Origin of the sequence: Escherichia sp. F1 (assembly GCF_046764225.1) — a bacterium.
GTDB lineage: Bacteria > Pseudomonadota > Gammaproteobacteria > Enterobacterales > Enterobacteriaceae > Escherichia > Escherichia coli.
This window is the reverse complement of the sequence record NZ_CP177202.1, coordinates 1823977-1838322: the sequence shown is the minus strand read 5'-3', so window position 1 is coordinate 1838322 and position 14346 is coordinate 1823977. Positions and strand designations below refer to the sequence as shown.

Sequence of the window (14346 nt, the reverse complement as noted above, 5' to 3'; positions counted from 1 at the left end):
TCCTGATTATTAAGGGGGATAAACTCCCCCTCAGGTAAAAATTATTCTGCGAGAACGGCTTTCTCTTGTTTAATAAAACCACGCGCTCTACGCCAGGTCATGAAAATACCGGTAAGATAAATTGCGCCGATAATAATGAAACCGGGAATATTTTGCGGGGAGAAAAGCTGAATCAGTAACCAGGTAATGGGAGAACCGCCCTGATCCATTGAAGCCACCATACCTCCGGCTTTTAACGCCCCAACATTAGCCGCCAGTTGGGTGTGCAAACCAATAGTTTGCGTCGCGATCCACAGGGTGATGCTCATAATGATGACACCCGAGATTAAGGTGCGGAACAGATTTCCACGATGCACCGCGACCGCCATCGCCACGAAGAAGCCGATAGTTGCAAGATCGCCAAACGGCAGCACCTGATTACCCGGCACACAAACAGCAATTAAAATGGTGAGTGGAATAAAAATCAGGCTTGCCGATACCACCGCCGTATGCCCCAGCAGCAACGCCGGATCAAGGCCAATCAGGAACTCCTGACCGCCGAACTTCGCCTGTAAACGACTACGGGCCTGCTTAGCGATGGGCGTTAAACCATCCATGATGGGTTTAATCACCCGTGGCATCAGCAGCATCACCGCCGCCGTTTTTACCGCCAGCTGCAATACACCTTTGACATCGTAACCCGCGAGGATGCCGATAATCAGCCCCATCACAAAACCCACGGTGACAGGCTCGCCAAACGGACCAAATTTGCGCTGAATATCGTCGGCGCTAAATTTAATTCGGTTAACGCCTGGGATTTTCTCGATGATAGCATCGACCAGCACCGCAATTGGCCCCATATACGCCGACGTACCGTGCGGAATAGCAATGCCTTCCAGCTCAAAGAAATTTCGAGTATCGCGGGCAAACCAGTCGCCGAGCTTATAAACAAACGCCGCGTGAATTACCACACCTGCCATCCCTATCATCCATGAACCGGTTGCCAGGTGCAGCAACGCGCCGGTGAAGGTCATATGCCAGATATTCCAGATATCAACATTTACCACCCGCGTCATACGGGTCAGTAGCATCGCCACGTTAACCAGAATCGCAATCGGAATCGCCACCAGCGCAATTTGCGACGCCCAGGTCATTGGTGAAGAGCCCGGCCAACCGACATCGACCACATGCAGATTCAGGTCGAAATTTTCCGCCATCGCTTTCGCCGCCGGACCAATGGAATCCAGCATTAAGCCAATCACAAGGCCAATGCCAACAAAGCCAATCCCGATATGCAGACCCGCTTTAAAGCAATCGCCTGCCTTCATGCCTAATATTTTAGAAAAAATAATGATGACAATCGGCAGCATCACCGTAGGGCCGAGGTCGAGAATATAACGCATGACTTCTGAAAACATAGGTCACCCCTGTAAGATAGTCAGAATTTTATTTTGTAATGCTTCGATACCGACACCAGAAACAAAAGGCATGCCGTGAACTAACGGAATATCGCCAAAACTACGGTCAACTTTGGCGGTAGTACATATCAAATGCACACCATCCATATAGGTCTCTATTTCATTAACCCGACACTGGATTAATTCAACAGGAATATTATGACTCTGACACAACTCTTTAATTTCTTCCGCCGCCATCGTGGAGGTCGCAACCGCGCCTCCGCAAGCGACAATAATCTTGCGTTTCATAAATAGTCCTTTTTATTGTTACAGAGGGATTTATTCGTCTGAATCTAAAAAATACTTTGTGAAGTATTCCTTTAACTGAGTTTCAGGAAGAGTAATTAGTGTCTCGACGATCTCGGGCTGTTGTAACTTGCCAAATAAACAGCGTAAAAGTTTCAATTGCTGCTGCGGATTTTCCACAATCAACGCAATAACCAACGATACCGCCACGTCATTATCATCATCCGCTTGCTGAAAATGAACTTTATTTGTTGGCCTTAACAGATAAATGGCTGACGACTTAGCATGAATCGCCTCACAATGCGGTATTGCAATGGCGTGCTGCTCAAGCATTATCCCGGTAGGGAATTCTGCTTCTCTGGCAATTAATGCCTGTGGCCAGGTATCATGAACCACACCTTTCGCGAGCATCTCATTACCGATATGGGTTAAAACTTCGCTACGATCGACAAAAGAAATTCCGCTACGAACAAACAGGTTAGTCATATACCGTCCTTATTCCGCACAGCCGTAGCGATAGGCGCGCAAAACATCATAAATTTTATCCATAATCAACTGATGCGGTATTGCTGATAATTCCCCGGACTGAATGCGTTCAAATTGTTTAGGAAGATACTGACTAATCATGCCCAGAGGGATTTCCATGCCTTGCAGATTCACCATCATCGTTTCGACGCTATTTTTAATCCGACTATGCGGCCAGTAATAACGAATACGATCCGACAGGCTGTAACGAATATCCAGTAATGAATCGTTAAAACCCGGGCGATAATATTTCTTCCAGTATTGCGGTTCGTCGAGCATCACTTCTTCAATTACCGCCAGGCAACCGCTGCGATTTTCGGGGGCGATAAGTTCCTGCTCAATTTGCGCCAGCGCAAATATCGCCTCACGTAAAGCAAAGGTTAATGCGGGACCGACTTTCAAAATTGCAAAATGATCGCGAACTAATTCCCAATAAGCCGTCCGGGTCTGGTAATCGGTAGAATGTGCTTCATAAACCATTCGGGTGTTTTCTATCCATTGCGCCAGCGCCTGCGCTTCTTGCGCCTGATAATGGATAATATTGCTGTGATCAAATTCCACACCCGGCTGCACCACGATGGCAATCACGCGTGTTAACGCCTCTGTCAGCCCACGAGAAATAAAGGCCTTTTGATGCGTACGTAAAGTATTGGCGGCATCTTCAACATGGGTGATGTGTACTGACTGAATGGCGCTGGCCTCACCGCCCGGAACCGGAACTTCGGTGCCAATGACATAGCTCAGTTGCTCACGCTGGCAATCTGTCGCCACACTTTCCGCAGCAAAGCACAGCACAGCAGCTCGTTCCGCAACCGTTTCTGGTGCTAACGGTATGGGATCCCCCGCGCAGGACATTGACGCATCAAGATGAATTTTACTGAAGCCAGCACGAACATATGCCTTTACCAGCTCGACGGATTTTTCCATCGCCGCATCCGCATTTTCTTGCTGCCAGCAGTTTGGCCCCAGATGGTCACCGCCGAGAATAATGCGCTCGCGCGCAAATCCGACTTTATCGGCAATCGTAAAAACAAATTTGCGAAAGTCTGCCGGTGTCATTCCGGTATAACCGCCAAATTGATTGACCTGGTTTGACGTTGCTTCAATCAGCACTTTGCGCGTGCTGTTGCGATCAAATGCCAGCGCCGCTTCGATAACCAACGGATGGGCAGAACAGACTGAACATATGCCGATATGTTCACCAGCTTTATGCCGGGCAATTAACGTTTTCATATTTTTTCCTTGTTAAATGGCAGGTGCGTTATGCCCTGCCCTCGCAGCCACAATCGGCAATCACTTTGCTCACCACATCGCGCATTGCGGATTTAGCCGACTGCAAATAATCCCGGGGATCGGTCGCTTCAGGGTGCTCGGTCAGGTAATTTTTTAACGCCTGCGAGAAGGCATTTTTCAGCTCTGTTGCAACGTTGATTTTGCATATCCCCAGTTTGATGGTTTGCTGAATATCCTTAGTCGATAACCCTGACGCGCCATGCAGCACCAGCGGTAAGTTCACCCACTGGCGAATGTTCTTCAGTCGAGAAAAATCAAGCGCCGGTGCGCTGGCATACATACCATGAGCCGTGCCGATGGCGACCGCCAGGGAATCAATTCCGGTTGCCTCGGCAAATTCACGCGCCTGAGCGGGGTTTGTATAAAAAGCATCGGCTTCATTGACTTGCACATCATCTTCCTGGCCGCCAAGTTGCCCCAGCTCCGCTTCGACGCTGACATCAAAGCGATGGCAAAAATCCACCACCTCTTTGACCCGTGAAATATTTTGCGCAAAAGGCAAATGCGAGGCGTCAATCATGACTGAGCGCACGCCAGAACGAACCTTCTGAGCGATATCGTCAAATTTCGTGTGATGGTCGAGATGAATTGCCAGTGGATGGTGATATTGCTTCGCCATCGCGCTGACCAGCGCCAACAGATTTTCTGTACCAGCATGAGTAAATGTGCCAGGCGTTCCGGCGATGATGACCGGCGCATGCAGGTTGGCAGCGGTTTCTACCACCACTTGCATCGTTTCGAGATTGTGAATATTGAATGCCGGAACCGCATAACCGCCGCGCTGTGCGTTGTTCAGCATCTGCTTTGTCGATACCACGTACATTTTCATATCCTGCCATTTGTTTTCGATTTCAAAATATAATGAAATTATTTGTTTTTAAATGTCGAGATAACGATCACAAAAACGACAATATGAAAATTGTTCGAGGAGTGAAAGGCAAAAAAACGGCCTCCCGATAGGGAAGCCGTAGCAAAGTGCGCGTGTTTTTATGCCGGATGCGACGTAAACGCCTTTTCCGTCCTACGGGGTAGTGCTGTTCGTATGAGGCGTATCAGGCGATAGTAATTTTGCTATCGAGATAAACGTCCTGCACGGCGTTAATCAGTTTCACGCCGTCAGCCATCGATTTCTTGAACGCCTTACGTCCAAGAATCAGCCCCATTCCGCCAGCGCGTTTGTTGATAACCGCAGTACGCACTGCATCGCTGAGGTCAGTTTCACCGCCTGCAGCACCGCCGGAGTTTATCAACCCTGCGCGGCCCATATAGCAGTTAGCTAACTGATAACGCACCAGATCAATCGGGTTTTCGCTGGTCAACTTGCTGTACACGCGATCGTCGGTATAACCGTAATTAATCGCTTTATAGCCGCCGTTATTTTCCGCCATTTTTTGTTTAACGATATCTGCACCTATGGTTGCCGCCAGATGATTCGCCTGACCTGTCAGGTCGGCGGAAACATGGTAATCAACGCCATCTTTCTTAAAGGCGGAGTTACGCAAATAGGCCCACAGCACGGTCACCATGCCCAGCTCATGCGCGCGTTCAAAGGCCGCAGAAATTTCTTCAATCTGGCGACGTGACTCTTCCGAGCCAAAATAGATAGTCGCCCCAACCGCCACCGCGCCCATGTTGAAGGCCTGCTCCACGCTGGCATACAGCGTTTGATCGTAGGTATTCGGGTAACTTAGCGTCTCGTTGTGATTAAGTTTGACGAGGAATGGAATGCGATGCGCGTAACGCCGCGATACCGATGCCAGCACGCCGTAAGTTGACGCCACACAGTTACAGCCCGCTTCGATCGCCAGTTCAACAATGTTTTTCGGGTCAAAGTAGAGCGGGTTAGCGGCAAATGAAGCTCCGGCAGAGTGCTCAACGCCCTGGTCAACCGGCAGAATAGAAAGATATCCTGTGCCAGCCAGACGCCCGGTGTTGTACAACGTCTGCATATTACGTAACACCGCTGGCGGGCGATTATTGTCAATCATCACGCGGTCTACGTAGTCATGTCCTGGGAGATAAAGCTGGTCAGAAGGAATAGTCATACAACGGTGCTGTAAAAGGTTGTCGGCGTCTTTGCCAAGCAACTGCGCAATATCTGTCATTACTATGCTCCCGTAAATTCCGATTGGATATCGGCTATGGATTGTCCTGGCCCGCCTTTTGCGGGCAATCATAATCCTGGTCGTTAAGGGCGAGTTTTTCCATCTTTTGGATGTTTTTTCAGCGTTTTCTGTTGGCTCGATTCATCAGAAAAAATGTTACCGCGGTCAAGTTTTCACCGCAAAGGTATTTAAAAGGTATTATTAAATGGTATTGTCATCGCGTACCTTACATTACCTGTCATGAAGGAATTAAAAGATGAAAACAACAGCAAAGCTGTCGTTCATGATGTTTGTTGAATGGTTTATCTGGGGCGCGTGGTTTGTGCCATTGTGGTTGTGGTTAAGTAAAAGCGGTTTTAGTGCCGGAGAAATTGGCTGGTCGTATGCCTGTACCGCCATTGCGGCGATCCTGTCGCCAATTCTGGTTGGCTCCATCACTGACCGCTTTTTCTCGGCGCAGAAAGTGCTGGCGGTATTGATGTTCGCTGGTGCGGCGCTGATGTATTTCGCTGCGCAACAGACCACTTTTGCCGGGTTCTTCCCGTTACTGCTGGCCTACTCGCTAACCTATATGCCGACCATTGCGCTGACTAACAGTATCGCTTTTGCCAACGTGCCGGATGTGGAGCGTGATTTCCCGCGCATTCGTGTGATGGGCACTATCGGCTGGATTGCCTCCGGTCTGGCATGTGGATTTTTGCCGCAAATGCTGGGTTATGCCGATATCTCTCCGACTAACATCCCGCTGCTGATTACCGCCGGAAGTTCTGCTCTGCTCGGTGTGTTTGCGTTTTTCCTGCCCGACACGCCGCCAAAAAGCACCGGCAAAATGGACATTAAAGTCATGCTCGGCCTGGATGCTCTGATCCTGCTGCGCGATAAAAACTTCCTCGTCTTTTTCTTCTGTTCATTTCTGTTTGCGATGCCACTGGCGTTCTATTACATCTTTGCCAACGGGTATCTGACCGAAGTCGGCATGAAAAACGCTACCGGCTGGATGACGCTCGGCCAGTTCTCTGAAATCTTCTTTATGCTGGCATTGCCGTTTTTCACTAAACGCTTTGGTATCAAAAAGGTATTATTGCTTGGTCTGGTCACCGCTGCGATCCGCTATGGCTTCTTTATTTACGGTAGTGCGGATGAATATTTCACCTACGCGTTACTGTTCCTCGGTATTTTGCTTCACGGCGTAAGTTACGATTTTTACTACGTTACCGCTTACATCTATGTCGATAAAAAAGCCCCCGTGCATATGCGTACCGCCGCGCAGGGGCTGATCACGCTCTGCTGCCAGGGATTCGGCAGTTTGCTCGGCTATCGTCTTGGCGGTGTGATGATGGAAAAGATGTTCGCTTATCAGGAACCGGTAAACGGACTGACTTTCAACTGGTCCGGGATGTGGACTTTCGGCGCGGTGATGATAGCCATTATCGCCGTACTGTTCATGATTTTTTTCCGCGAATCCGACAACGAAATTACGGCTATCAAGGTCGATGATCGCGATATTGCGTTGACACAAGGGGAAGTTAAATGAAAACAGAACGTATTCTCGGTGCTCTTTATGGGCAGGCGTTAGGGGATGCGATGGGGATGCCCTCCGAGCTTTGGCCACGCAGCCGCGTTAAAGCACACTTTGGCTGGATTGACCATTTTCTGCCTGGACCAAAGGAGAATAACGCGGCCTGTTATTTTAACCGCGCCGAATTCACCGACGATACCTCGATGGCGCTGTGTCTGGCGGATGCGTTGCTGGAACGTAAAGGCAAGATCGATCCGGATCTGATTGGGCGTAATATTCTCGACTGGGCGCTGCGTTTCGACGCCTTTAATAAAAACGTACTAGGTCCGACCTCGAAGATTGCGCTTAACGCCATTCGCGACGGTAAACCCGTTGCTGAACTGGAAAACAACGGCGTGACCAACGGCGCAGCGATGCGCGTCTCGCCATTAGGTTGTTTGCTTCCGGCGCGCGATGTTGATTCCTTTATTGATGATGTGGCGCTGGCGTCCAGCCCGACCCATAAATCCGATCTGGCGGTTGCAGGTGCGGTAGTCATCGCATGGGCGATTTCTCGTGCCATTGACGGAGAAAGCTGGTCAGCGATTGTTGATTCACTGCCTTCAATTGCGCGACATGCACAGCAAAAACGCATCACCACCTTCAGCGCCTCACTGGCAGCACGTCTGGAGATTGCGCTGAAAATTGTGCGCAATGCCGACGGCACCGAATCCGCCAGCGAACAGCTGTATCAGGTCGTTGGCGCAGGTACCAGCACTATTGAGTCCGTTCCGTGCGCCATTGCGCTGGTTGAACTGGCACAAACCGACCCGAACCGTTGCGCCGTCCTGTGCGCTAACCTTGGCGGCGATACAGACACCATCGGTGCTATGGCGACGGCAATCTGCGGCGCGTTGCATGGCATTAACGCTATCGATCCTGCGTTAAAGGCGGAGCTGGATGCGGTAAATCAGCTTGATTTCAACCGCTATGCCACAGCGCTGGCGAAATATCGTCAACAACGGGAGGCGGTATGAGCGGCGCTCGATTACACACGCTGCTGCCTGAATTAACCACGCGTCAGCCTGTTATGGTGATTGGCGCGGCGGTCATTGATGTGATCGCCGACGCTTATGCCCTCCCCTGGCGTGGGTGCGATATCGAACTGAAACAGCAGAGCGTTAACGTTGGCGGCTGCGCACTGAATATTGCCGTGGCGTTAAAGCGCCTCGGCATCGAAGCGGGTAATGCCTTGCCGCTCGGTCAGGGGGTATGGGCGGAGATTATTCGCAACCGGATGGCAAAAGAGGGCTTAATCAGCCTGATCGATAACGCCGAAGGTGATAACGGCTGGTGTCTGGCGCTGGTTGAGCCGGATGGCGAACGCACGTTTATGTCGTTCAGCGGTGTGGAAAATCAATGGAATCGCCAATGGTTGGCGCGATTAACCGTTGCACCTGGCAGCCTGCTCTATTTTTCCGGTTATCAACTGGCCTCGCCCTGCGGCGAATTGTTAGTGGAATGGCTGGAAAAGCTGCAAGACGTGACGCCGTTTATCGATTTTGGCCCACGTATTGGCGATATCCCGGACGCATTACTGGCGCGGATCATGGCCTGTCGACCTTTAGTGTCACTCAATCGTCAGGAGGCTGAGATTGCCGCCGAACGTTTTGCTTTATCCGCAGAGATAACAACACTTGGCAAGCAATGGCAGGAGAAATTTGCCGCGCCGTTGATCATTCGTCTCGATAAAGAGGGCGCATGGTATTTCAGCAACGACGCTTCTGGCTGCATTCCGGCATTTCCAACGCAAGTTGTAGACACCATTGGGGCGGGCGACAGTCATGCAGGTGGCGTACTTGCCGGGCTGGCCTCTGGTCTGCCACTGGCGGATGCCGTATTACTGGGCAATGCAGTGGCGTCGTGGGTTGTCGGGCATCGGGGCGGTGATTGTGCGCCAACGCGCGAGGAACTACTCCTCGCACACAAAAACGTATAGATCGCTGCGACAGTGGCTGATGCTGTACTCAATAGGCCGTTGCTGTTGGTCAAGCGCCACTTGCTTGATCACCAGCACCGGTATTTTGCTATCTAACTGAATATGTGACTGAAACTCGGCATCCGGCATCCGGGCGCTAACGCGGGAACGCGTACGTTGTGGGTAAATGTGCTGGCTGCGGAAGTAGTCATAAAGAGAAATCCCGATGGCATCAACATCATGAATTAAATGTGCCGGAACCCACGATTCCTCAATCGATACCGCTTCTTCATCGACATAGCGAATACGCTTAAGCAAAAAGACATCACTTCCCGCTTCGACCGCCAGCTGCTGCGCGACTTCTTCGGGACATTTCACGACACGCTTGTTAACCCATAGCGTATCGGGCTTTTTCCCGCGCAACACCACCTGCTGAGAAAAACCTCGCGCTTCTTTCAACGAGTATTCGAAGATGTTGTTGATCTGCGTGCCGTAACCACGCGAACGCGTCACCACGCCCTCTTCTTCCAGCGCCTGCATCGCCTTGCGCACCGTAATGCGCGAAACGCCGGTTAACTGACTTAAATCACGCTCACCGGGCAAAATATTGCCATGCTCCAGCACCCCGCTGCGCACGGCATTTTTTACCGTTTCGGCAAACTTAATATAAAGCGGCGTGTTATCCGCCGCTAAAATACGTTCGTTCAGTTGGGCAATCAGCTGGGTATGCGCTTGTTCCATTTGTCTTTTTCCTGCCAGGGAGTCTGGTGGGAGTATATCACTGCTTCTTATTTAAGGCGTTTCTTTAATCCCATCAACGAATGCCTGCAACTCCTCCACCGTGCCATTAAATACATTAAAATCCACCGGACCATTGATGCCATCTACCTGTCCACGGTCGGAATGCTGCCAGAAGCGCCAGGCCATTCCGTCATTGTCCGGACGACGTTGATAGTAGTGAGCCACCCACCACGGATATTCATTGAAATAGCCCGCCAGATTCGTGTGATAAAAAACGGCTCCTGAGTAAATAATTGGCTTTTTCCCCGTACTTTTTTCGACCATTTTTAGCCACTGACTTACCCGCTTGCGTAATTCTTTTGCCGATAATTTTCCCCGTTCTTCTACGTCCAGCACGGCAGGGAAATCGCCTTGTGAGAAATCCACCGTTTGCAGAAATAATCTCGCCTGAACTGAAGCGGATACCGACGGGGAAAAATAATGATACGCCCCGCGCAGCAGGCCATTTTCGCGGCTTAGTTGCCAGTTACGCGAAAAATAGGGGTCCACCAGCTTTTCGCCTTCCGTCGCCTTAATAAAGGCAAATTGTAAGCGAATACCGTTATCGCGCATTTTTGCCACCCGCTGCCAGTCGATTCGCTCCTGCCAGCGCGAAACATCTATTCCGTGAATGGTGTAACTGGCAGGAATGCGAATAGCGAAAGATTTAACCGGGCGATAACCGTAGAAGTGGATGTAGTCTTTAATCTGAATTGCTGTCGAATAGAAAAAATTCACCGTCTGACGCGGATGAATCGCAACGATGGAAATTAGCCCAAGAGCGCATAATAAAGCGATGAGTTTTTTTCGACTGGTGATTCTTAGCTGCATTGGTTTCATCCCTGAATGTCAGTGCCAAAGGCTGACAATAACCAAAGCAGCTATAGTAAGGTGCTCACCACCAGGCGTGGAAGTGGTGAACCGGACCAATACCGTGACCAACTTCCAGCGTGTCGGCCTGGGCTAACGCCGATGAAAGCCAGCTTTTTGCCTCCTGTACGGTGTCAGCCCAGTTTGTATGGCGCGGGCGTAGTGCAGCCAACGCCGCAGAGAGCGTACAACCAGTGCCGTGGGTGTTTTTGGTCATAATGCGCGGTGCAGTAAATCGTTGTTCTCCCTCGCGAGTAAACAGCCAGTCCGGGCTTTGCTCATCATCCAGATGACCACCTTTCATTAGCACTGCGCCACAGCCCATCGCCAACAGCGATCGCCCTTGTTCCAGCATTTCCTGTTCGGTGCGCGCGTGTGCCGCGTCGAGCAAGGCGGCTGCTTCGGGCAAGTTTGGCGTTATTAATGAAACCTGTGGCAATAATCGACTGCGTAGCGTGGCAACTGCCGAAGGTGAAAGCAGTGGGTCGCCGCTTTTTGCCAGCATAACGGTGTCGAGTACCACGTTTTGGATCTGATAACGTTGCAACCGTTCTGCCACCGCTTCAACAATATCGGTTTCCGCCAACATACCGATTTTAGTGGTGTCGATTCGCACATCGCTGAACACCGAATCGAGCTGGGCGGCGACAAAATCAGGCTCAATGCGATACACCGACTGTACGCCACGGGTATTTTGCGCCACCAGTGCAGTAATCACTGAGCAACCATAAGCGCCAAGTGCCGAGAAGGTTTTAAGATCGGCCTGAATCCCCGCACCACCACTCGGATCAGTACCAGCAATCGTCAGAGCGTTAATTCGTTTCATGCCTGCACCTCCGGCGTCAATTGCCAGAGCGCATCAAGGAAATGTGGAACAAAACTGCCTGGCCCCTCGCTTCTGGCGACTGCGCGTTCTCCGGCTTGTTTCATCCAGTGACAGGCAGATGCGACGTTTTCCAGCATATCGCCTGGTAACGCACAACAGGCAGCGACAACTGCCGATAATGCACAGCCAGTTCCTACCACTTTGGTCATTAACGGATCGCCGCCGTGAATGCCAACGGTGCGACGACCATCGGTAACATAATCCACCTCGCCAGTGACCACGACGATTGCGCCAGTTTCCCGTGCCAGTGTTTGTGCAGCGGGTATCGCATTAGCTGCGGCGTCAGTGGTATCCACTCCCCGTCCGCCATTAGCAATGCCAGCTAATGCCATGATTTCCGAAGCATTACCACGTATGGCGGTTGGCTTATGAGACAGAAGTTCCAGACAAAAACGGCGGCGATAGTCGAGTGCACCAACCGCAACCGGATCAAGCGTCCAGGGTGTTTGAGAGCGTTTTGCTTGCTCAACGGCGGCACGCATCGCCTGTGCGCGTGGCTGCGTCAGTGTGCCAACGTTAATCAGCAACGCACTGGCGATAGCCGCAAACTGACTGGCCTCTTCGGTTTCGATAACCATCGCTGGCGATGCACCGAGCGCCAGCAAGGTATTGGCAGTAAAGGTTTGCACCACATCGTTGGTCATGCAGTGCACAAGAGGGGAATGTTGGTGAAAAAGGTGTAACGCGTGCGCAGATTGCGCGGAACTCAGCAGGTCGACGTGCATAGTTTGCTCCTGCCATAACGTGAAGAAGCAATGACCTGGTGGTCCGTGACTTCCCTACGCTGGCATTATCCAGATCAGGTGATACGGGTATTTCTCAGCCTTCACGCAGAAGGGCACCCCGAGTCGTTTGGTTGCGATAATAAATCGCAGAGGAGGATGGTAATGTCCAGCGCACGCGTTGTAAACGAGTAAAAACCGCAGTTTTACAATCGCGTTAATAAATTATTTGATATAAGAATCCAGCACCTTCAGAACGACATCCAGATCTTCTTCACGTTTTAGCTCATCCCCCTGGTGAACGATGTGTTCCGTCAGATGACCTTTAATCACTTCCCGCATCAGACCGTTTACCGCGCCACGGATAGCAGCAATCTGTTGTAAAACTGCAGCGCATTCGTGCGGCTCGTCGAGCATTTTCTTGAGCGCCACGACCTGGCCCTGAATCTTACTGGCACGCGCTTTCAGTTTCTGTTTATCACGGATTGTATGAGACATGGCAACACCTGGTTAACAAGAACATGAAAAATCATAGCACTATTAATCTACTGGGGGGTAGTATCAGGTACTGGGGGGGAGTAGAATCAGATTGCCGAATTAATACTAAGAATTATTATCATGACCGAATTTACCACTCTTCTTCAGCAAGGAAACGCCTGGTTCTTCATCCCCAGCGCCATCTTACTTGGTGCGCTTCATGGCCTGGAACCAGGGCACTCAAAAACGATGATGGCGGCGTTTATCATCGCCATCAAAGGCACCATTAAACAGGCGGTGATGCTTGGACTGGCAGCAACCATTTCGCATACCGCAGTGGTCTGGTTAATTGCCTTTGGCGGGATGGTGATCAGCAAACGCTTTACTGCGCAGTCGGCGGAACCGTGGCTCCAGTTGATTTCCGCAGTGATCATTATTGGCACCGCGTTCTGGATGTTCTGGCGTACCTGGCGCGGCGAACGCAACTGGCTGGAGAATATGCACGAGCATGATCATGAGCATCATCACCACGATCACGAAGATCACCACGACCATGGACATCATCACCATCACGAACATGGCGAGTATCAGGATGCCCATGCACGAGCCCATGCCAATGACATTAAACGACGCTTTGATGGTAGAGAGGTCACCAACTGGCAAATTTTGCTATTTGGCTTAACCGGTGGCCTTATCCCCTGCCCGGCAGCAATTACCGTGCTGTTGATATGCATTCAGTTGAAAGCCCTGACACTGGGCGCAACACTGGTCGTCAGTTTCAGCATTGGCCTGGCGTTAACGCTTGTCACCGTAGGCGTTGGCGCAGCAATCAGCGTTCAGCAGGTCGCAAAACGCTGGAGCGGATTTAACACTCTCGCTAAACGCGCCCCCTATTTTTCCAGTCTGTTGATTGGCTTAGTTGGTGTGTATATGGGCATACATGGCTTCATGGGCATAATGCGATAACTCAATCCTTTAGGCTTGCATGTTATCTTCAGCCCAGGATGATTCTTAAATCAGCTATTTCCGCTGACTCTCTGCTCGCTAAGGATGCTTTTAGGGCATCCTTTCATTTACACTTTTTACGAAATCATGGGATCACTAACAAAATATCGCTTGTCAGTTATATTGTATGGCAGGAAAGATATGCGACTGATATTACAGATCCCCAAAGTGGAGAGTTTATGACCATTAAAAATAAGATGTTGCTGGGTGCGCTTTTGCTGGTTACCAGTGCCGCCTGGGCCGCACCAGCCACCGCGGGTTCGACCAATACCTCGGGAATTTCTAAGTATGAGTTAAGCAGTTTCATTGCTGACTTTAAGCATTTCAAACCAGGCGATACCGTCCCAGAGATGTACCGCACCGATGAGTACAACATTAAGCAGTGGCAGTTACGTAACCTGCCCGCGCCTGATGCCGGGACGCACTGGACCTATATGGGTGGCGCGTACGTGTTGATCAGCGACACCGACGGTAAAATCATTAAAGCCTACGACGGTGAGATTTTTTATCATCGCTAAAAAAAGC

Annotated in this window: 16 protein-coding genes and 1 riboswitch; of the genes, 5 read left to right on the top strand and 11 right to left on the bottom strand. The window is 50.7% G+C overall.

The features are described 5' to 3' along the window. Positions 1–41 precede the first annotated feature (41 nt). The 6 genes from ACK8NJ_RS08825 to fbaB form a co-directional block, all read right to left on the bottom strand. The gene (locus ACK8NJ_RS08825) at positions 42–1397 is read right to left on the bottom strand and encodes a PTS galactitol transporter subunit IIC (RefSeq protein ID WP_411962362.1); all 1356 of its coding nucleotides are present in this window, start codon (positions 1395–1397) and stop codon (positions 42–44) included. 3 nt (positions 1398–1400) lie between these two features. Beyond that, complete coding sequence (gene gatB / locus ACK8NJ_RS08820) at positions 1401–1685, bottom strand: PTS galactitol transporter subunit IIB (protein WP_000823282.1); 285 nt, start codon at positions 1683–1685, stop codon at positions 1401–1403. Positions 1686–1715: 30 nt separating this feature from the next. Then, positions 1716–2168 carry a PTS galactitol transporter subunit IIA gene (gene gatA / locus ACK8NJ_RS08815; protein WP_089567850.1) on the bottom strand — a complete coding sequence of 151 codons (453 nt, stop codon included), beginning with the start codon at positions 2166–2168 and terminating at the stop codon, positions 1716–1718. 9 nt (positions 2169–2177) lie between these two features. Continuing rightward, positions 2178–3440, bottom strand: coding sequence for a tagatose-bisphosphate aldolase subunit GatZ (gene gatZ, locus ACK8NJ_RS08810; protein ID WP_411962361.1), 1263 nt, complete (start codon positions 3438–3440; stop codon positions 2178–2180). A gap of 28 nt (positions 3441–3468) precedes the next feature. Beyond that, positions 3469–4323 carry a tagatose-bisphosphate aldolase subunit GatY gene (gene gatY / locus ACK8NJ_RS08805; RefSeq protein ID WP_411962360.1) on the bottom strand — a complete coding sequence of 285 codons (855 nt, stop codon included), beginning with the start codon at positions 4321–4323 and terminating at the stop codon, positions 3469–3471. A 229-nt stretch (positions 4324–4552) separates the two neighbouring features. Further along, on the bottom strand, positions 4553–5605 hold the full coding sequence (fbaB, locus tag ACK8NJ_RS08800) for a class I fructose-bisphosphate aldolase (RefSeq protein WP_000129551.1): 1053 nt from the start codon (positions 5603–5605) through the stop codon (positions 4553–4555). Positions 5606–5861: 256 nt separating this feature from the next. On the opposite strand from fbaB, the gene ACK8NJ_RS08795 reads away from it, so the two are divergent. The 3 genes from ACK8NJ_RS08795 to ACK8NJ_RS08785 are packed head-to-tail and all read left to right on the top strand — an operon-like array spanning position 5862 to position 9102. Continuing rightward, positions 5862–7139 carry a nucleoside permease gene (locus ACK8NJ_RS08795; protein WP_000858471.1) on the top strand — a complete coding sequence of 426 codons (1278 nt, stop codon included), beginning with the start codon at positions 5862–5864 and terminating at the stop codon, positions 7137–7139. After that, the gene (locus tag ACK8NJ_RS08790) at positions 7136–8140 is read left to right on the top strand and encodes an ADP-ribosylglycohydrolase family protein (protein WP_000846191.1); all 1005 of its coding nucleotides are present in this window, start codon (positions 7136–7138) and stop codon (positions 8138–8140) included. The genes ACK8NJ_RS08795 and ACK8NJ_RS08790 overlap by 4 nt, the downstream gene beginning before the upstream one ends. Continuing rightward, positions 8137–9102: a carbohydrate kinase family protein gene (locus ACK8NJ_RS08785; protein ID WP_000011967.1), complete on the top strand. Its 966-nt coding sequence runs from the start codon at positions 8137–8139 to the stop codon at positions 9100–9102. Before ACK8NJ_RS08790 ends, ACK8NJ_RS08785 begins: the two co-directional genes overlap by 4 nt. Here the strand turns inward: ACK8NJ_RS08785 and ACK8NJ_RS08780 are convergent. From ACK8NJ_RS08780 to rcnR, 5 genes are all read right to left on the bottom strand, one after another. After that, positions 9076–9822, bottom strand: a complete 747-nt coding sequence (locus tag ACK8NJ_RS08780; protein WP_000434038.1) for a GntR family transcriptional regulator — start codon at positions 9820–9822, stop codon at positions 9076–9078. The genes ACK8NJ_RS08785 and ACK8NJ_RS08780 overlap by 27 nt on opposite strands. 51 nt (positions 9823–9873) lie before the next feature. After that, positions 9874–10692, bottom strand: a complete 819-nt coding sequence (locus ACK8NJ_RS08775; protein ID WP_411962359.1) for a glycoside hydrolase family 25 protein — start codon at positions 10690–10692, stop codon at positions 9874–9876. A 64-nt stretch (positions 10693–10756) separates the two neighbouring features. Next, entirely contained in the window at positions 10757–11557 is an 801-nt protein-coding gene (gene thiD, locus ACK8NJ_RS08770; protein WP_001559421.1) for a bifunctional hydroxymethylpyrimidine kinase/phosphomethylpyrimidine kinase, read from the bottom strand. Next, positions 11554–12342, bottom strand: a complete 789-nt coding sequence (gene thiM / locus ACK8NJ_RS08765) for a hydroxyethylthiazole kinase (protein ID WP_411962358.1) — start codon at positions 12340–12342, stop codon at positions 11554–11556. Before thiM ends, thiD begins: the two co-directional genes overlap by 4 nt. Before the next feature lie 34 nt (positions 12343–12376). Further along, a riboswitch (TPP riboswitch) is annotated at positions 12377–12473 on the bottom strand. Positions 12474–12564: 91 nt separating this feature from the next. After that, positions 12565–12837: a Ni(II)/Co(II)-binding transcriptional repressor RcnR gene (gene rcnR / locus ACK8NJ_RS08760; RefSeq protein WP_000019944.1), complete on the bottom strand. Its 273-nt coding sequence runs from the start codon at positions 12835–12837 to the stop codon at positions 12565–12567. A gap of 120 nt (positions 12838–12957) precedes the next feature. On the opposite strand from rcnR, the gene rcnA reads away from it, so the two are divergent. Further along, positions 12958–13782, top strand: coding sequence for a nickel/cobalt efflux protein RcnA (gene rcnA / locus ACK8NJ_RS08755; protein WP_096251654.1), 825 nt, complete (start codon positions 12958–12960; stop codon positions 13780–13782). Positions 13783–14000: 218 nt separating this feature from the next. Further along, complete coding sequence (gene rcnB, locus ACK8NJ_RS08750; RefSeq protein WP_000153067.1) at positions 14001–14339, top strand: Ni(II)/Co(II) efflux transporter accessory subunit RcnB; 339 nt, start codon at positions 14001–14003, stop codon at positions 14337–14339. The last annotated feature ends 7 nt before the right edge of the window (positions 14340–14346 follow it).

Excerpts from the sequence above, each read along its gene's own strand:
- ACK8NJ_RS08825 (WP_411962362.1), bottom strand. The coding sequence starts at position 1,397 with ATGTTTTCAGAAGTCATGCGTTATATTCTCGACCTCGGCCCTACGGTG.
- gatB (WP_000823282.1), bottom strand. The coding sequence starts at position 1,685 with ATGAAACGCAAGATTATTGTCGCTTGCGGAGGCGCGGTTGCGACCTCC.
- gatA (WP_089567850.1), bottom strand. The coding sequence starts at position 2,168 with ATGACTAACCTGTTTGTTCGTAGCGGAATTTCTTTTGTCGATCGTAGC.
- gatZ (WP_411962361.1), bottom strand. The coding sequence starts at position 3,440 with ATGAAAACGTTAATTGCCCGGCATAAAGCTGGTGAACATATCGGCATA.
- gatY (WP_411962360.1), bottom strand. The coding sequence starts at position 4,323 with ATGTACGTGGTATCGACAAAGCAGATGCTGAACAACGCACAGCGCGGC.
- fbaB (WP_000129551.1), bottom strand. The coding sequence starts at position 5,605 with ATGACAGATATTGCGCAGTTGCTTGGCAAAGACGCCGACAACCTTTTA.
- ACK8NJ_RS08795 (WP_000858471.1), top strand. The coding sequence starts at position 5,862 with ATGAAAACAACAGCAAAGCTGTCGTTCATGATGTTTGTTGAATGGTTT.
- ACK8NJ_RS08790 (WP_000846191.1), top strand. The coding sequence starts at position 7,136 with ATGAAAACAGAACGTATTCTCGGTGCTCTTTATGGGCAGGCGTTAGGG.
- ACK8NJ_RS08785 (WP_000011967.1), top strand. The coding sequence starts at position 8,137 with ATGAGCGGCGCTCGATTACACACGCTGCTGCCTGAATTAACCACGCGT.
- ACK8NJ_RS08780 (WP_000434038.1), bottom strand. The coding sequence starts at position 9,822 with ATGGAACAAGCGCATACCCAGCTGATTGCCCAACTGAACGAACGTATT.
- ACK8NJ_RS08775 (WP_411962359.1), bottom strand. The coding sequence starts at position 10,692 with ATGCAGCTAAGAATCACCAGTCGAAAAAAACTCATCGCTTTATTATGC.
- thiD (WP_001559421.1), bottom strand. The coding sequence starts at position 11,557 with ATGAAACGAATTAACGCTCTGACGATTGCTGGTACTGATCCGAGTGGT.
- thiM (WP_411962358.1), bottom strand. The coding sequence starts at position 12,342 with ATGCACGTCGACCTGCTGAGTTCCGCGCAATCTGCGCACGCGTTACAC.
- rcnR (WP_000019944.1), bottom strand. The coding sequence starts at position 12,837 with ATGTCTCATACAATCCGTGATAAACAGAAACTGAAAGCGCGTGCCAGT.
- rcnA (WP_096251654.1), top strand. The coding sequence starts at position 12,958 with ATGACCGAATTTACCACTCTTCTTCAGCAAGGAAACGCCTGGTTCTTC.
- rcnB (WP_000153067.1), top strand. The coding sequence starts at position 14,001 with ATGACCATTAAAAATAAGATGTTGCTGGGTGCGCTTTTGCTGGTTACC.